Source organism: Flavobacterium sp. GW823-FHT04A11 (genome assembly GCF_058796535.1).
Genome location: NZ_CM179503.1, coordinates 1,330,891 through 1,348,067 on the forward strand (window position 1 = coordinate 1,330,891; position 17,177 = coordinate 1,348,067).

A 17,177-nucleotide genomic window follows, 5' to 3' on the forward strand; every position below is an offset into this window, starting at 1 on the left:
CAATTTTTTTTACTTGCCTACAATTGCCTTGTAAATATCGTTTCCGTTAGCAAACAAAAGCAGTGTGATAAGTAATACGAAACCAACCATTTGGGCGTTTTCAAGGAATTTATCGCTTGGTTTACGGCCACTAATTATTTCGTATAATAAAAACATCACATGTCCGCCATCAAGTGCCGGAATTGGCAATAAATTCATAACTCCAAGCATAATTGACAATAAAGCCGTGATTGACCAGAACGTTTCCCAGCTCCATGTTGGAGGGAAAACATTGTAAATAGCTGCAAAACCACCTACTTGTTTGTATGCTTTTGTTTCAGGATTAAAGATCATTTTCAGCTGTTTACCGTAATTCACTAATTTGTCTTTACCTTTTTCAAGCCCAACTGGAATAGATTCTACAAAACTATATTCTTTAGTACTAATTTTATAGTATCCTAATTTCTCCATTGTTTTTAAATCTAAATCTCCTGGTTGTACACCTAATTTCCCTTCTGCTGAAACTTTAACCGTTATTGGAGTTTCTTTTAAATCACGTAAAACAACAGCATTGATCGTTTTATTTTTATTTTTCTCTAAAATAGTTCTTGCCTGATCAAAATACTTTACTTTTTCTCCATTAAGAGAAATAAATAAATCTTTTGCTTTTAAATTCTTATTAGGAGATTCTTCTGCAATTGCTGCAACTACAAAAGGTACTCTGGCATGAATAAGCGACCCTTTTTCATGTTTTGATAATTGATCAACAACATCAGTAGGGATTTTAATATAAAATTGTTTTCCGTTTCTTTCAATCAAAATTTGTTTTGACATGATAATATCCGTTGGTATATCATTATCAAAATTTTCAATTTTCTTACTATCGATTGAAATTATTTTATCTCCTGTTCTAAATCCTGCTTTAATCATAACAGGGTTTTCAACCCAAATACCATCTTTCATGTCAGAATTTGCAATGTAAGTATCGCCATAAGCAAACGCCATTCCGATATAGATAATAAAAGCCAGGATAAAGTTTACCGTAACACCACCCAGCATAATAATTAAACGCTGCCATGCCGGTTTAGAACGAAATTCCCAAGGTTGAGGTGGCAAAGCCATTTGTTCCTTGTCCATACTCTCGTCGATCATTCCGGAAATTTTTACATAGCCTCCAAGCGGCAGCCATCCAATTCCGTATTCTGTTTCGCCAATTTTCTTTTTTAGAAGCGAATATTTAACATCAAAAAATAAGTAAAATTTTTCAACCCTTGTTTTAAATAATTTTGCAGGAATAAAATGTCCTAATTCGTGAAGAATAATAAGTAAAGATAAACTCAATAGAAATTGAGAGAGTTTGATAACTATATCCATTTTGTATTTTTAGTTCGTAATTTAACGCACAAAAGTAACGTTTCTATTTTAATTTGATAGTGCAAGATAATACATAAGGTTTTAAATGTTTGTTAATTAATAAACATTTAGATTTCTACTTTTCTAAAGAAGCTTTAACTTTACTTTTTTATACGCTATCCTAACATTGGTAGCACAAAATCATTAAAAGTTACAAATATGGCTGCATTATTGTTTTCTCCTCTTTCGATAAAAAAAATAAACTTAAAAAATAGAATCGTTATTTCGCCCATGTGTCAGTATTCTGCAATTGACGGATTTGCAAACGATTGGCATTTGGTTCACTTAGGAAGCCGTGCTGTCGGCGGAGTCGCTTTAATCATTCAGGAAGCCACAGCGGTTTCTCCTGAGGCCCGAATTTCTCCTTCAGATTTAGGAATATGGAAAGACGAACACATTCAGAAACTAAAAACAATCAACGAATTTATCGTTTCGCAAAATGCAATTCCCGGAATTCAGTTGGCACATGCCGGACGAAAAGCCAGTGTTTCGGCGCCGTGGCTTGGAAATAAAAAGTTAGATTTCGCTCACGGCGGATGGCAGACTGTTGCGCCAAGTGCGATCGCATATCATGAAGACGAACCATTTCTTCCTGAAGCTTTAGACAAAAACGGAATTCAAAAAGTGGTTGCCGATTTTAAAGCAGCGACAAAAAGAGCGGTCGAAGCCGGATATCAGGTTTTGGAAATTCACGGTGCGCACGGTTATTTACTGCACCAGTTTTTGTCGCCTTTAACCAACACTAGAACGGATGAATATGGCGGAATTTTTGAAAACAGAATCCGTTTTACCTTAGAAATTTTGGAAGCGGTACAATCAGAATGGCCTTCAGATTTGCCATTATTTGTTCGAATTTCGGCAACAGACTGGGCAGAAGGCGGATGGAGTCCTGAAGAATCGGTAAGGCTTTCGGCAATTTTAAAAGAAAAAGGAGTTGATTTAATTGATGTTTCATCAGGCGGATTGGTTTCGCATCAGCAAATTCCATTGCATCCAAATTATCAGGTTCCGTTTGCAGAAAAAATCAAAAAAGAAGCCCATATTTTAACCGGAGCCGTTGGTTTAATTACCGAAGCTGCTCAAGCCGAAGAAATTTTACAAAACAGTCAGGCTGATTTGGTTTTATTTGCCAGAGAATCGTTGAGAAATCCGAATTTGCCTTTAGATTTCGCCAAAGATCTAAACGAAGATATTCTTTGGCCAAAGCAATACGCACGCGCTAAAGTTTAATAACACAAAACATAATGTTTTTTAATTTGAACCATTAAGAGATTAAGAAAAATTAAGTTCAAAGCTTAATGAAACTTAATCTCTTAATGGTAGAAAAAATTAAAACTTATTTTTAATAAAATTACAAAATGCAAAAAATAAAAACAGCACTATTATCATACGGAATGTCGGGGAAAGTTTTTCACGCTCCGTTTCTGGATATTCATGAAGGATTTGAACTTTTAGGATCTTGGGAAAGAAGCAAAAAACTTATTCAGGAAGATTATCCGGCTGTAAAAAGTTATCCCACAATCGATGATTTATTAGCAGACGATGTTGATTTGGTAATCGTAAATACGCCTGTTGGAACGCATTATGAATATGCTAAAAAAGTGCTTTTGGCAGGAAAACATGCCGTTGTAGAAAAAGCTTTTACAACGACTGTAGCAGAAGCCGAAGAACTAGCTCAAATTGCCCTAGAAAAAGGATTAAAATTAGCCGTTTTTCAAAACAGAAGATGGGATAGTGATTTTAAAACCATTCAAAAAATAATTAAAGAAGGAACTTTGGGAGATTTGGTCGAAGCCGAATTCCATTTTGACAGATACAACCCGTTATTAAGTCCAAAAGCACACAAAGAAACCGTAAATGATGGCGCAGGAATCCTAAAAGATTTAGGTCCGCATTTAATCGATCAGGCGGTTTGTTTATTTGGTTCACCAAAGTCAGTTTTTGGAGATATTCGATACACCAGAGAAGATTCACTGGTTGATGACTGGATCGATTTATTGTTGATTTATGAAGATTTCAGAGTGCGATTAAAAGCCAGTTTTTTTGTGAGGGAAGCAAACCCTGCGTACACGATTCACGGAAAAAAAGGTTCGTTCTTAAAACCCCGCGGCGATGTTCAGGAAGACGAATTAAAACTCGGTAAAAAACCAAACTTAGAATCATGGGGAACCGAATCAGAAAGCTTGCAAGGACTTTTGCACACAGAAGTTGACGGAAAAGTTATTCGCGAAAAAGTACCAACACTTCAGGGGAATTATTTTTCGTTTTTTGATGGCGTTTACGAATCAATTGCAAACAATAAAACCGAACCTGTTACCGCACAAGACGGCGTAAAAGTAATGCAGATCATCGAAGCTGCAATTGCAAGTAATACACAGAAAAAAGTAATTGATTTGTAGTTTTTTGTCACAGATTAAAAAGTTTTTTTGCCACTAATTTCACGAATTTTCACGAATTAAATTGAGTCCAAACTGATTAAAAAATTAGCGGAAATTAGTGAAATTCGTGGCAAACTTTTAAGAAATCTATTTAATCTGAAAATCTGTGGCAAAAAAATAGCAGTGCGTCTTTTCGCGCATGATAAAACTTCAATTTATAAACAATAACGTTATAAATTAACGAACTTCTGGAATAAATAGTCTATAAAAAAGGTTTTTAGTATTTTTATAGTACAAACGCAAAAAACGATAAGCTTTGATAGATTTTAATCCGTTATCACTTTTCCAGACCAAAGGAAAAATCAAGAAAGTATACAGAGAAGCAAAAGCCTCTTATTTAAACCGAATCCGATTTGCGGTCGGGATGTTTTATTTTGGTATGGGATTGAGTTTTGCAACCTGGGCAAGCCGAATTCCGGATATCAAAACAGCTTTAAATTTAACCGAAGGCGACTTGGGTTCAATACTTTTTGCACTTCCGGTGGGGCAATTGATTATTATGCCTTTTTCAGGAAAAATGGTAACTAAATTTGGAAGTCACCACATTTTGATTTTCTCCTTAATCATGTACGTTTTATGTCTGGTTAACTTAGGATTGGCAACAACGGCTTTGCAATTATCATTAGGTTTATTTCTGTTTGGAATCTTCGGAAATCTCGCCAACATCGCAGTAAACACGCAAGGCGTTTATACCGAAGTTCTTTTCAAGAAAACCATAATGTCGGCATTTCACGGCATGTGGAGTTTTGCCGGATTCACCGGAGCTTTGGTTGGTTTAGGAATGTTAGCTTTGAATCTTACACCTTTACATCATTTTATGATTGTTGGCGCTATCGTATTACTTATGGTGGCGTTTAATTTTAATTTTTTGGTCAAAGCCAAAGAGAAAAAAGTCAAACCAAAACCAGAAGGAAAAAAAATATTTACAAAACCGGACAGCGCTTTGCTTTGGCTGGGTGTAATTGGTTTTTGCAGCATGGCAAGCGAAGGTGTCATGTTTGACTGGAGCGGTGTTTATTTTAAAGATATTGTAAAAGCACCGGGACCTTTGGTCGTTTTAGGCTACACTTCATTTATGATCATGATGGCCGGCGGAAGATTTTTAGGCGACGGATTAATCAATAAATTTGGCCGCGAACGCGTGATGCAAATTAGCGGTGTCATGATTTCTGCCGGACTTTTTACGGCCGTTTTTCTTCCTTATATTATTCCGTGTACCATCGCTTTTATGGCGGTTGGTTTGGGAGTTGCAACGATTGTACCTACCGTTTATAGTATCGCTGGAAAAAATCCTACGGTTCCGCCTGGAGAAGCTTTAACGATTGTTTCGAGTGTAAGTTTTCTTGGCTTTTTAATGGGACCGCCGGTTATTGGTCACGTCGCTCAAAATTTCGGACTTCAGTTTTCTTTTGCTTTTATCGGAATTTTTGGTGTTTTAATTGCCTTTATGGTTTCTAAAATTAGAACTACTGTTTAATTTTTTAATCGCGCAAAGTCGCAAAGCCGCGAAGTTTTTTTTCCACCATATAAGTAAAATAAGAAAATTTAAGTTTAGTTTTTTGATGGTTTACCCGATTGTCATCCTGAGCTAAGTCGAAGGCTTATAAAACCTAAACTTGTAGTTAAAGAGAGTCTGGCAAAGTCGCGAAGTTTTTCCACCATATAAGTAAATAAGAAAATTTAAGTTTAGTTTTTTGATGGTTTACCCGATTGTCATCCTGAGCGAAGTCGAAGGCTTATGAAACCTACACGTGAAGTTAAAGATGATCTCGTAAAGCCTCAAAGCTTTTTCACCATATAAGTTATAGAAGAAAATTTAAGTTTTGTTTTTGTGGTTTACCCGATTGTCATCCTGAGCGAAGTCGAAGGCTTATGAAACCTAAACTTGTAGTTAAAGATAGTCTGGCAAAGTCGAAAAACCTCAAAGTTTTTATAGCCACAGATTAAATGATTAAAAAGATTATAAAAAATCTGCTGAAATCTGTGTAAATCTGCGTGAAACCAAATTTTTTTTTCAGCACTAATTCATTAGCTTTTAGCTAAATAATCATCTTTAAAATTTATTATAAAAATATAATAAGTAAGAAATAACTTATTTAATATATTTTTGTTTTATATTTGAATTTTCAGACTCTCTTTTCCAGAGACCAATTTAATCTTTGAATAAGAATCGAAAATGCATTTTCACCAAATTCATTTTCATTCAAAAAGTATTATTCAAAATAAATTGGTTTTACATGCTAAAAAACTACCTGCTCTTTTTTATTTTATTGCCTTTCACTTTTGTTTTTGCCCAACAGGACACGGTTATTTCCGGAACTGTGATTGATGCAAAAACACAAAATCCTTTATCGAATGTTGTGGTAAGTATTCAAAACTCTTCGATTACAGAACTAACAAAACCAAACGGACAATTCGAATTACATGTCGCGCTTCAGGGACAACAATTGTTGTTATTGCGCAGTCAGGGTTATAAAGATTTACTTTTAAAAATAAGTTCAAATCTTGGCATCGTCAGTCTTGGAACATTACAAATGGAAGAAAGTTTTTCCGATGAAATTCCGGGAACTTTAATTACCTTATTAGAAAGTGATTTATCAGATGATAATAGTTCCTCAGAAATGACTTCGGGACTTTTGCAATCCTCAAAAGATGCTTTTATGCAGGCTTCGGCTTTTAATTGGGGTCAGGCCCGATTTAGGGTTCGTGGTCTCGATAGTGAAAACGGAACCATGATGCTTAACGGAATGACAATGAATAAATTGTATGACGGAAGACCACAATGGAGTAATTGGGGAGGTTTGAATGATGTACTTCGAAATCAGGAATTCTCAATTGGTGCTGCGGCTTCTGATTATACTTTTGGCGGAATTTTAGGCACACAGCAAATTTCTACCCGGGCTTCATTATACAGAAAAGGTGGCCGACTTTCGTTTTCCGGAAGCAATACGACTTACAATTGGCGTGCTATCGGAACTTATGCTTCCGGAATGAATTCTAAAGGTTGGGCTTTTGCTATATCGGCGGGAAAAAGAATAGGAAATGAAGGTTATTTTGAAGGAACGAGTTTTGATGCAGAATCGTTTTTTATAAGTGTTGAAAAAAAGTTAAGCCAGAAACATTCGTTGAATTTCACGGGATTTTATACGCCAAGTTCACGCGGAAAAAACTCAGCAAACACAGATGAAGTTACGCAATTGACAAACGAGAAATACAATTCGTATTGGGGTTTTCAGGACGGCGAAAAACGGAATGCAAGAGTAAAAAATGTCGAAGAACCTGTTTTAATGCTGAATCATTATTATAAAATAAATGAAAAAGCAAACTTGAATTCTGGCATACTATATCAGTTTGGGAAAGTCGGAAACAGCACGATTGATTATCAAAATGCCAACAGTCCTGATCCTGTTTATTACCGAAAGTTACCCAGTTATTTTACATCATTATATGGAAAAGACAAAGGAGAATTTTCCGGAGATTTTACTCCGGATTATGAAAGTGGAGAAAGAAGTAAAGTGGCTTTTCTCCAGAATTCTCAAATAAATTGGGATGACATGTATCGCGCCAATCAAAAACCAGTAACAAACTCTCAAGGTGAAATTACAGGTTATGAATCTGGTCAAAGCCATTATGTTTTATATGAAGACCGAAATGATGATAAAACAATTTCGGCGAATACGAACTTAAATATTCAGCTTACAGAAAATAGCGCGTTTGATGGCGGCATTACATTTCGGAATTTAAAATCACATCAGTTTCAATATCTTTTGGATTTATTAGGAGGCAAATATTTTGAAGATATTGACGCTTTTTATACCGGAAACGAAGCACAATCAGATTTACAAAATCCAAATCGTCAGGTTAAAGAAGGAGATATTTACGGATACAATTATAATTTTCTAGCCAATACAATTGAAGCTTTTACACAGTTTAAATTCAATTATAAAAAAGTTGATTTTTATCTGGCTCAATCGTATTCCGTTTCCAATTACCAACGTGGAGGATTATACCAAAACGGAATTTATCCGACAACTTCACTCGGCAAAAGCCAAAAAATGAATTTCGAAAACTTTGGTTTTAAAGGAGGATTCACTTATAAAATTTCAGGGAAGCAATGGTTATTTTTAAACGGAATGCATCTCAGCAGAGCGCCTTCAATTCGAAATACTTTTTCGAATTCACGTTTAAATAATTCAGTTGTAGACGGACTTGAAAGTGAAAACATCAGTAGTGCCGAAATAAATTATGTTTTTCGTTCACCAAAACTCAAAACAAGAATTACGGCATATTATACTTCAATACAAAACACGACAAAAACTTCCTTTTTTTATGCCGAAGGAATTTTTGACAGAGGTGCAAGTTATAATAATACAGATGCTTTTGTGAGCCAGACACTAACTGGTTTAGACAAGAAAAACATTGGACTCGAATTGAGTTTTGAATTTCAGATTTCGACAACAATAAAAACGACTTTATCTGCTGCTTATGGCGATTATACCTATTCCAGCAATCCAAATGTTTCGATAACAAATGATGCAAATGCTGCAAAAGGAGAAGCACAAATATTTGATTTTGGGAAGTCATATCTAAAAGATTACAAACAGTCCGGAATGCCACAGCAGGCATATTCAGTAGGATTAGAGTATCGTGATCCAAAATTTTGGTGGCTGGCTGCGAATATTAATTATATGAGAGAAAGCTATATAGATGTTTCGCCTATTGCCAGAACTGCCAGATTTTATAAAAACCCGATAAGCGGACTTGTTTTTCCTGAAGCCACAGAAGAACGAGCGTCAAAATTATTAAAACAAGAAAAATTTGATCCTATCTCACTGCTTAATATTACCGGAGGAAAATCATGGCGTCTTTATGGTAAAAATATTGGACTTTTTGCCAGCGTAAATAATGTTCTCGACTGTACTTATAAAACGGGAGGTTTTGAGCAAGCGAGAAATGCTAATTTCAGAGCGCTTAATCAGGATGTTTCAAGCGGAAATCCATCGTTTGGACCCAAATATTATTACGGATACGGACGAACTTATTTTATTAATCTTGCCATCAATTTATAAAATTTAAAACCGACTCTTCATGAAAAATAGATTTCAAATTTCATTTTTTACATTCTTAATACTCCTTTTATATTCTTGCAGTGCAGAAGTAGAAATTCCTAAATTAGGATGCACACAAACTGATTTAACGGTAAATCAAACGGTCGAAAAAGTTAAAAATATTTCAGGTTTAACCCCGAAGTTGTACAGTTTTGATGACGTGATTGAAGCGTATGTAGTTTCAACTGACGAAGGTGGTAATTTTTTTAAGACGATTTCTTTTCAAACTTTAAAAACAGATCAATTACCTGCAACAGGATTTAGTGCAGCTGTTGATGTCACAAACACTTATATTGATTTTCGTGTTGGAAATAAAGTGTGCATAAAACTTAAAAATCAATTTACGGATGTCTATTATGGCGCTTTGCGTGTTGGAAGTTTGTACGTAAGTAATGCGGGCGATCCAACTATAGGCAGGATTTCGCAAAACGATTATAAAAATGTATTAAATGCTTCCTGTGCTGTTATTGATGAAGAGCAATTAGTCGAACAAATTTCAATAGAAGAAGCATTACATGAAAGCAAATTAAATACGCTAATAGAATTAAAAGATGTTCAGTTTACAGAAGCGGCAATTGGCCGACATTATTTTGAGGAATCTAATAATGTAGGTGGTGCGACAAATTGGAATTTAAGTGATAAAACGGGAAATCAGATTATTTTCAGAACCAGTAGTTATGCCAGTTTTGCAAGCGGTTCCGTTCCGGAAGGAAGCGGAAAAGTTCGCGGAATCCTGACAAAATTTGGAACAGATTATCAATTAATGATTAGAAATGAAAGTGATGTTGTAATGTCCGGAAAGAGAAGTGTTCCATTCTTTTCAGAAGATTTTCAAACGGTTAAAAACAATGTCAATTTTACACTTCCGGGTTGGAGTAATATTGTTGAAAAAGCATCAAAGTTGTGGAAAAGCATGCTTTATGCTGGAAATGGTTATGCCGAATTTAATACAACAAGTACAACCGCAGCCGAAAATGTCGCATGGTTAGTTTCTCCTAAAATCAATATGACGGGATATAAAAATGCAGTTTTGTCTTTTAGAAGTGCACAGCATGATCTTAAAGTGGATTCGCCTTTAAATTCTCTGGAAGTTTATATCTCAACCAATTTTGACGGAGCGAGCGTAACGAAAGCTAAATGGACAAAATTATCGGCAATATTTCCTTCGTTGTCAACTCCAACGCGTCAGTTTATAAGTTCCGGCGGAATCGATTTATCAGCATATTCAGGAAATATTCATATTGCTTTTAAGTACATTGGATCAGGTAAAGACAAGACATTAAATGGCGCTTTTATGGTGGATGATGTTAAATTATTTGGCGAAAAATAAGGTTAAATTTTTTACAAGTAAAATTAATGTATTGATTTATAAGTGATTTGGTAAAAATTTATAGTTTTTAAACTACAATTTGTTAAAATTTGATAGAATTTTGTATTTTGGTCATCCCAAATTGATACAAAACTATGAAAACCTATTTTATTGCCATCATGATGATGGTCTTACCTTGCTTAGTGCACAGCCAGGATCAGGCACCAGTACGATTAAAACAGATTAACATTGTAAAAACAAATTACCAGAATTTTAAAGATGGTGAGATTGTAAACAAAACGGTTGTTTTTAAAGATGGTAAAATTCAAACTATTACGACTTCAGATGTTGTGCAGCACTTCTTTTATAACCCGAAAGGATTATTAGATATGACTGTGAAGGACAAAGTAGGAAGCGACTGGAAAGAAGTTGTGAATTACACTTATAATGCAGATGACAACATTACCAAATTAGTAAAAAAATACCAGGAAGGTAATGACTATATTACTAAAACGGTCACGTTTACTTATGAAGGTGCAAGGATAAAAGTAATTACCAAAAAGAGCACCAATCACCAGAATGTGGTTGATGATATCGAATATATTGTTGAAAACGGCATTATTGTAAGACGTACATCGCGCGATAGAAATAAAGCTATTATTGGTAAAATCGAATATTCTTATACCAATGATAATGTTGTAAGACACAGAGGTTTGGTTGGTGATAAAATATCTAAAACCTTTACATTTGACGATAAAAAATCAGTTGATGCATTGATTGTTCAAAACTTATTTGGCGATAATTATAAAATTATTGTACCAATGATTTCTTACCATGAAGAAGAATTTGCTTTTGAATCCATTTCATACAATAATGAAACCAATTTTAGTCCTTCTTCGACTGTTTTGGTTGGCGTAAGTAAAAAATACAAATACAATAAATTAAATTTCCCAATCTCTTGTTCACAGCTTGAAGAAAACGGAATTGTAAAAACTGAAAAGACTTTTATTTACGAGTAAATCCAGTTTTAAAATACTTTTAAACCATTTAAAAGTTAAGTTTCATTTAGAATAAAACTCTTTATGATCTTAATTTCTAAATGGTTTTTATTTTTGAACGCAAGGCGAAAATTCTTAAATAGAACTTAAAAACCAAATTCTATAAGCGTTAGTAGCTTACAAATCATTAAATTTGCACCTTATTCAAAGCTATGTTAGAAAAAGAAGTTATAAATTTTGAGAGAACAGCAATTGTTGGAATTGTGACTCAAAATCAAAGTGAAGAAAAACTACACGAATATCTTGACGAATTAGAGTTTTTGACTTTTACCGCTGGTGGTGAAGTGATTAAGCGTTTTTCGCAAAAAATGGAACGCCCGAATCCGAAGACTTTTGTGGGTACGGGAAAAATAGATGAAATCAATCTTTTTGTAAAAGAAAACGACATATCGACTTTAATTTTTGATGATGAATTATCACCATCTCAACAAAAAAATATTTCGAGAATTATTGATTGTAAAATCTTAGACAGAACGAATTTGATTCTGGATATTTTTGCACAAAGAGCTGAAACTTCATACGCCAGAACTCAGGTCGAATTAGCGCAATGCATCTATTTATTGCCAAGACTTTCGGGTTTATGGACACACCTTGAACGCCAAAAAGGTGGTATTGGTATGCGTGGTCCCGGTGAAACGGAGATTGAAACAGATAGACGTATTGTGCGTGACCGAATCTCATTATTAAAAGATAAAATCAAAACGATCGACAAACAAATGGGCGTTCAGCGCAGTAATCGCGGTGCTATGGTACGTGTTGCTTTAGTTGGTTATACCAATGTTGGAAAATCGACTTTGATGAATGCCATTGGTAAAAGTGATGTTTTTGTCGAAAATAAATTATTTGCAACTCTCGATACAACAGTTCGAAAAGTGGTGATTAAAAACCTGCCATTTTTACTTTCTGATACTGTAGGTTTTATTAGAAAATTGCCAACACAATTGGTAGATTCTTTTAAAAGTACACTTGATGAGGTTCGCGAAGCAGATTTATTGCTGCATATTGTAGATATTTCGCATCCTGATTTTGAAGATCATATTGAATCTGTAAATCAGACTTTGCAGGATATAAAAGCACATGAAAAACCTGTTATAATGGTTTTCAATAAAATCGATGCTTATAAACATTTGACTATTGATGAAGATGATTTAATGACGGAAAAAACGCCGAGACATTACACACTTGATGAATGGAAAACAACCTGGATGCATCGTTTAGGAGAAGATAATGCATTGTTTATTTCGGCTACGAATAAAGAAAATTTTGAAGAATTTAGAGAACGTGTTTATGAAGCAGTTCGTCAAATTCATATTACGAGATTTCCTTATAACAAATTTTTGTATCCGGATTATAAAGACGCAATCGAAAAAGAAGAAGATCAGGAAGATCAAGAATAGACAAAACCTTTTTTACCGCAAACAGCGCGAGATTATATAAAGATCTTTCACAAACACAAAGTCCGCAAAGCTAAATCTATATAGCTTTGCGGACTTTGTATTTTTATAAAACCAGACTTATCAAATCTTAGCGAACTTTGCGGTTAAATATAATATTTTCCAGTTTCAAATTAGAATCCGAAATTAACTCCTAAACCAAATACTTCTCTGGTTTGAAGACCACGAAAAGCATTGTCATCATAAATAGCCTGAAAGGCTAAATTGGCAGATAAAAATTTATTTACCTTCATAACGATATTCAGAGAGTAATTGATATCTACGTTTTGTGGATCTTCTAAATAATTAGAATAGAGGTTTAAAGTATTTTCTGCAGTTACGTTAGTCATAATTGCCAATTTGTAATATACAGAAGCATAAAATCCTAATTCGTAACGCATTGTTTTATTGGCATCAACGCCAAAATAATCTCCGTCAACGTATGGCAAACCATTTGCGGGATCGATTCCTGCGGTGTAAGCGCCATCTACAAAAGTGAATTTTGAAGTTAGAGGTGCAAAGTTTATTTTTAGATTATCATCTTTTGTCCAATAAATACCTGGACCTGTTGTAAGATAACCTGGAGACATAAATTTAGTTCTTTCCGTTCTGATTTCCTTACCGTTTTCATCCTGCCCGTAAACGTATCCTGTTGTGAATTGTGTTCTAAAGTTCAGGAAATAAGAATAATACCATTCGCCAAAAGCTTTTTTTCCAAGAATAGAATTGAATTCCAAACGGTCGTCTGTTTTCTTTTCGAAATCGGCATTTTTAGTTTGTAGAAGTCCGTAATAAGCTAAAACCTTATTATCCCAGGTAATATCATCTTTTTTGTAATTGAAATCGTAGTTGATTCCCAAAGTTCCCGAGAAACTATCTTCACCTCCGGCAATCCAGTTATTAAAGCTCGATTGGTTTAATAAAAGAGAAACCGTTCCTTTTGCTTTCCAGCCTTCGCCTTCGATTGTGTCATTGATTTTCTTTACCGCTTTTTCAGTATTCTGAATAAGTTCTTTTTCTGAATTTTGGGCTTGTACAAAAGTAAAGTTCGCTAAAATGAATAATAATAACGTTATCTTTCTCATAGTTGTTTAGTTTAAGATGACTAACAAATATAACTAAAAACGATGAAAAGGTTAGGGATTATGGACGAGAATTGAAAGTTATTTCTTCGTTTCTTTGTATAACGGTACAGCAGAACATGCTTCGCCATACATAATGCTTCTTGCGAATGGCTGTAAATAGGTTGTTGCTAAAATATACGCTCGCATAGGAACTGGTTTTCGCGAACAGCCTTTTACAATTACAGGTTTATTCTTGTATGCTGAATAATCAATTGTTGGCAAAATTTCTTCATAAAGACTTCCGTCCAGATCTTCTATTGTTCCGTTAATTACTTTTTTGGCATAAGGAGCCAATTGAACAGCAACTAAAATTAATGCCCAAGCCGGAATTATAGCATCTGTACTGCAATGTATAGCCACATACTGATCTTGATATTGCGACCAATCATGATTTTTAAGATGTTCTCTAAAGTCTTTTTCTTTCAATAAAAATCCTTCCAAAAGCCATTGCGAAATGTCAATTTGCGTTCGCATTCCTTTTGGATAATAATCCTCAAGATCAAATACTTCTAAAACACTATTGGCAACTTTATTGATAATTTCTTCCATTTTTATTAGTTTTCAGTCTCAGTCTCAGTCATAGTAAAAAAACTGAAAACTGAGACTGAAAACTGTATACTTTTTTAAGCATTCCTAATTCTTTTTTAGTCTCAGTCGCGGTTTTTCAGTCTCAGTAAAGAACTGAAAAACTGAGACTGCAAACTGTATACTTTTTTAAAGCATTCCTAATTCTAATTTTGCTTCTTCGCTCATTAAATCTTTGCTCCACGGCGGGTCGAAAGTAATTTCAACATCAACATCTTTTATATGTTCAATTGTTTTTACTTTTTCTTCGACTTCTCTTGGCAAACTTTCCGCCACCGGACAGTTTGGAGATGTTAATGTCATTAAAATTTTTACTTCGTAATCAGTGTTTACCATTACGTCATAAATTAATCCTAATTCATAAATATCTACAGGAATCTCCGGATCGTAAATGCCTTTTAAAACTTTTACAATTGATTCTCCTAATTCGTTTGTGTCTATTTCTTGTTCCATTTTTTTGTTTTTTATTTTTTTCGCCACGAATTTCACAAATTTCCCGAATTAAGCAGTTTGCCTATAAAATTCGTGCTAATTCGTGAAATTCGTGGCAGAAGAAATTTAATTTTTGTTTTTTGAATCAAAAGCCAAAGCGTACATTTTGATATTTTTAATCATCGAAACCAAACCGTTTGCACGAGTTGCTGATAAATGCTCTTTTAAACCAATTTCGTCTATAAAATCAGTATCTGCATTGATGATGTCTGATGCTTTTTGATTAGAAAATGCACGAATTAAAATCGCGATAATTCCTTTGGTTAAAATCGCATCGCTGTCTGCAGTAAAAACAATTTTATCGTCTTTTTGTTCTCCTTGCAGCCAAACTTTCGATTGACAGCCTTTGATTAAATTCTCGTCTGTTTTATATTTTTCTTCGATTAACGGAAGCGTTTTTCCTAATTCGATGATGTACTCATAACGTTGCATCCAATCATCAAACATTGAAAATTCGTCTATTATTTCGTTTTGAATTTCTTTTATTGTCATAATTATTCTTTCGTAAAATCAGTCAGTAAATTTACCAATTTTTCAATTTCCTTTGGAGGAAAACCGTTGTCAAAACCTTTCGTTTCGTATGTTTTCTGATTTTGAGTTATTTTTAAATTTCCAATTGCGGCACCGTCATAAAAACGTTTTTCTGTTGGTGCTTTTAAATTTGGAATACTATCTAAATTTACTTTTTCAAATTCAGATACAATTTTGTTCCATTTTGCGGTATCTATTTTGCTTTCTACAGCTTCACCGCCTCTTGTATTTATAATTGAAACAGTTTGATTTTTAACTACTATCGTTTTATATAGCCCTCGTGATACAGCTGAATATTCGATTTCGGTTGTTGTCATATCTGTTTTCTTTTGACTTGAACAGCCAGTTGCAATAAAAATCGTTAACAGCAATAAAGATAATAGTCTCATAAAATTTGTTTTAGCTTAGCATTGTTTTTGCTTTCTTAACCGCTTCTACCATCGAATCAATTTCTTCTTTTGTGTTATAGAAAGAAAACGAAGCACGAATGGTTCCGGGAATGCAAAAGAAGTTCATAATGGGTTGTGCGCAATGATGACCGGTTCTCACGGCGATTCCTAATTTATCAATAATTGAACCAATATCGTAAGGATGAATTCCGTCAATATTAAACGAAACTACCGAAGCCTTATTTTTTCCGGTTCCGTAAATTTTTAAACCTTCAATTTCTAATAATTGTTTTGTAGCGTAGTCTAAAAGTTCGTTTTCATACTGCTGAATATTTTCAAAACCAATATTGTTTAGGTAATCAACAGCGGTTCCAAGAACAATTCCACCTGCGATATTTGGAGTTCCTGCTTCAAATTTATGAGGCAGATCGGCGTAAGTTGTTTTTTCGAAAGTAACTTCTTTGATCATTTCACCGCCACCTTGATAAGGAGGAAGTTTATTTAGCCATTCCTCTTTTCCGTATAAAATTCCGCTTCCGGTTGGACCGCACATTTTATGTCCTGAAAAAGCATAAAAATCGCAATCTAATTCCTGAACATTTGGTTTTAAATGCGGAACTGCCTGTGCACCATCAATTAAAACAGCAGCACCAACAGCGTGCGCTTTGTCAATGATATATTTGATAGGATTAATGATTCCCAATGCGTTTGAAATATGATTTACAGTAACGATTTTAGTTTTTTCTGAAAGCAAAGCATCAAAAGCTTCTAAAATCAGATTGCCATTTTCGTCAATTGGAATAACTTTTAAAACAGCACCCGTCTTTTCGCATAACATTTGCCACGGCACAATATTACTATGATGCTCTAAAGACGAAACGATAACTTCGTCGCCCGGTTTTAAAATAGAGGCAAAACCGTTTGCTACTAAATTGATTCCGAATGTTGTACCCGATGTAAAAAGTACTTCGTGAGCAAATTTAGCATTAATATGTTGTTGTACTTTACCACGAGAAACCTCGTAAGCATCAGTAGCTAATTGACTTAATGTGTGAACGCCACGGTGAATATTAGCATTTATTTCCTGATAATATTTGACTTCGGCATCAATCACAATTTGTGGTTTTTGCGAAGTTGCTCCGTTGTCGAAATATACTAATGGTTTTCCGTTTACTTTTTGAGTAAGAATTGGAAAATCAGCTCTTATTTTTTGAATATCTAGCATGTCTTATTTAGAAAAAATCTATTTACAAAAGTACTAAAACAAAATTGGTTTATCCATGAAAACTATAATTTCCTTTTATGATACGATCAATGA

General features: G+C 34.3%; 14 protein-coding genes. 7 read left to right on the forward strand and 7 right to left on the reverse strand.

Going from position 1 to position 17,177, the window contains the following annotated elements; all coding sequences use genetic code 11:
- Positions 1-9: 9 nt before the first annotated feature.
- On the reverse strand, positions 10-1,353 hold the full coding sequence (rseP, locus tag AC3QL1_RS05860; protein ID WP_492495926.1) for an RIP metalloprotease RseP: 1,344 nt from the start codon (positions 1,351-1,353) through the stop codon (positions 10-12).
- Positions 1,354-1,551: 198 nt separating this feature from the next.
- On the opposite strand from rseP, the gene AC3QL1_RS05865 reads away from it, so the two are divergent.
- From AC3QL1_RS05865 to hflX, 7 genes are all read left to right on the forward strand, one after another.
- Positions 1,552-2,622, forward strand: a complete 1,071-nt coding sequence (locus AC3QL1_RS05865; RefSeq protein WP_492495928.1) for an NADH:flavin oxidoreductase/NADH oxidase — start codon at positions 1,552-1,554, stop codon at positions 2,620-2,622.
- A gap of 128 nt (positions 2,623-2,750) precedes the next feature.
- Positions 2,751-3,791 (forward strand): Gfo/Idh/MocA family protein, encoded by a 1,041-nt coding sequence (locus tag AC3QL1_RS05870; protein WP_492495930.1) that lies wholly within the window; start codon positions 2,751-2,753, stop codon positions 3,789-3,791.
- A 295-nt stretch (positions 3,792-4,086) separates the two neighbouring features.
- Complete coding sequence (locus AC3QL1_RS05875) at positions 4,087-5,307, forward strand: MFS transporter (RefSeq protein WP_492495932.1); 1,221 nt, start codon at positions 4,087-4,089, stop codon at positions 5,305-5,307.
- 760 nt (positions 5,308-6,067) lie between these two features.
- The gene (locus AC3QL1_RS05880; protein ID WP_492495934.1) at positions 6,068-8,899 is read left to right on the forward strand and encodes a carboxypeptidase-like regulatory domain-containing protein; all 2,832 of its coding nucleotides are present in this window, start codon (positions 6,068-6,070) and stop codon (positions 8,897-8,899) included.
- A gap of 19 nt (positions 8,900-8,918) precedes the next feature.
- Positions 8,919-10,268, forward strand: coding sequence for a DUF5689 domain-containing protein (locus tag AC3QL1_RS05885; protein ID WP_492495936.1), 1,350 nt, complete (start codon positions 8,919-8,921; stop codon positions 10,266-10,268).
- A gap of 134 nt (positions 10,269-10,402) precedes the next feature.
- On the forward strand, positions 10,403-11,266 hold the full coding sequence (locus tag AC3QL1_RS05890; RefSeq protein WP_492495938.1) for a hypothetical protein: 864 nt from the start codon (positions 10,403-10,405) through the stop codon (positions 11,264-11,266).
- Between the two features lie 191 nt (positions 11,267-11,457).
- Positions 11,458-12,702, forward strand: coding sequence for a GTPase HflX (gene hflX / locus AC3QL1_RS05895; protein ID WP_492495940.1), 1,245 nt, complete (start codon positions 11,458-11,460; stop codon positions 12,700-12,702).
- Positions 12,703-12,872: 170 nt separating this feature from the next.
- On the opposite strand, the gene AC3QL1_RS05900 is transcribed toward hflX, so the two are convergent.
- The 6 genes from AC3QL1_RS05900 to AC3QL1_RS05925 all read right to left on the reverse strand — a co-directional run bounded on the left by AC3QL1_RS05900 (position 12,873) and on the right by AC3QL1_RS05925 (position 17,084).
- A complete protein-coding gene (locus AC3QL1_RS05900; RefSeq protein ID WP_492495942.1) occupies positions 12,873-13,823 on the reverse strand; it encodes a DUF3078 domain-containing protein in 951 nt (316 codons plus the stop codon).
- 78 nt (positions 13,824-13,901) lie between these two features.
- A complete protein-coding gene (locus tag AC3QL1_RS05905; RefSeq protein WP_492495944.1) occupies positions 13,902-14,411 on the reverse strand; it encodes a DUF2480 family protein in 510 nt (169 codons plus the stop codon).
- A 165-nt stretch (positions 14,412-14,576) separates the two neighbouring features.
- Complete coding sequence (locus tag AC3QL1_RS05910) at positions 14,577-14,900, reverse strand: SUF system Fe-S cluster assembly protein (RefSeq protein ID WP_053472865.1); 324 nt, start codon at positions 14,898-14,900, stop codon at positions 14,577-14,579.
- A 105-nt stretch (positions 14,901-15,005) separates the two neighbouring features.
- Positions 15,006-15,431 carry a SufE family protein gene (locus AC3QL1_RS05915; RefSeq protein ID WP_492495946.1) on the reverse strand — a complete coding sequence of 142 codons (426 nt, stop codon included), beginning with the start codon at positions 15,429-15,431 and terminating at the stop codon, positions 15,006-15,008.
- 2 nt (positions 15,432-15,433) lie between these two features.
- On the reverse strand, positions 15,434-15,859 hold the full coding sequence (locus AC3QL1_RS05920) for a hypothetical protein (RefSeq protein ID WP_492495947.1): 426 nt from the start codon (positions 15,857-15,859) through the stop codon (positions 15,434-15,436).
- Positions 15,860-15,869: 10 nt separating this feature from the next.
- Entirely contained in the window at positions 15,870-17,084 is a 1,215-nt protein-coding gene (locus AC3QL1_RS05925) for an aminotransferase class V-fold PLP-dependent enzyme (protein WP_492495949.1), read from the reverse strand.
- Between the last annotated feature and the right edge of the window lie 93 nt (positions 17,085-17,177).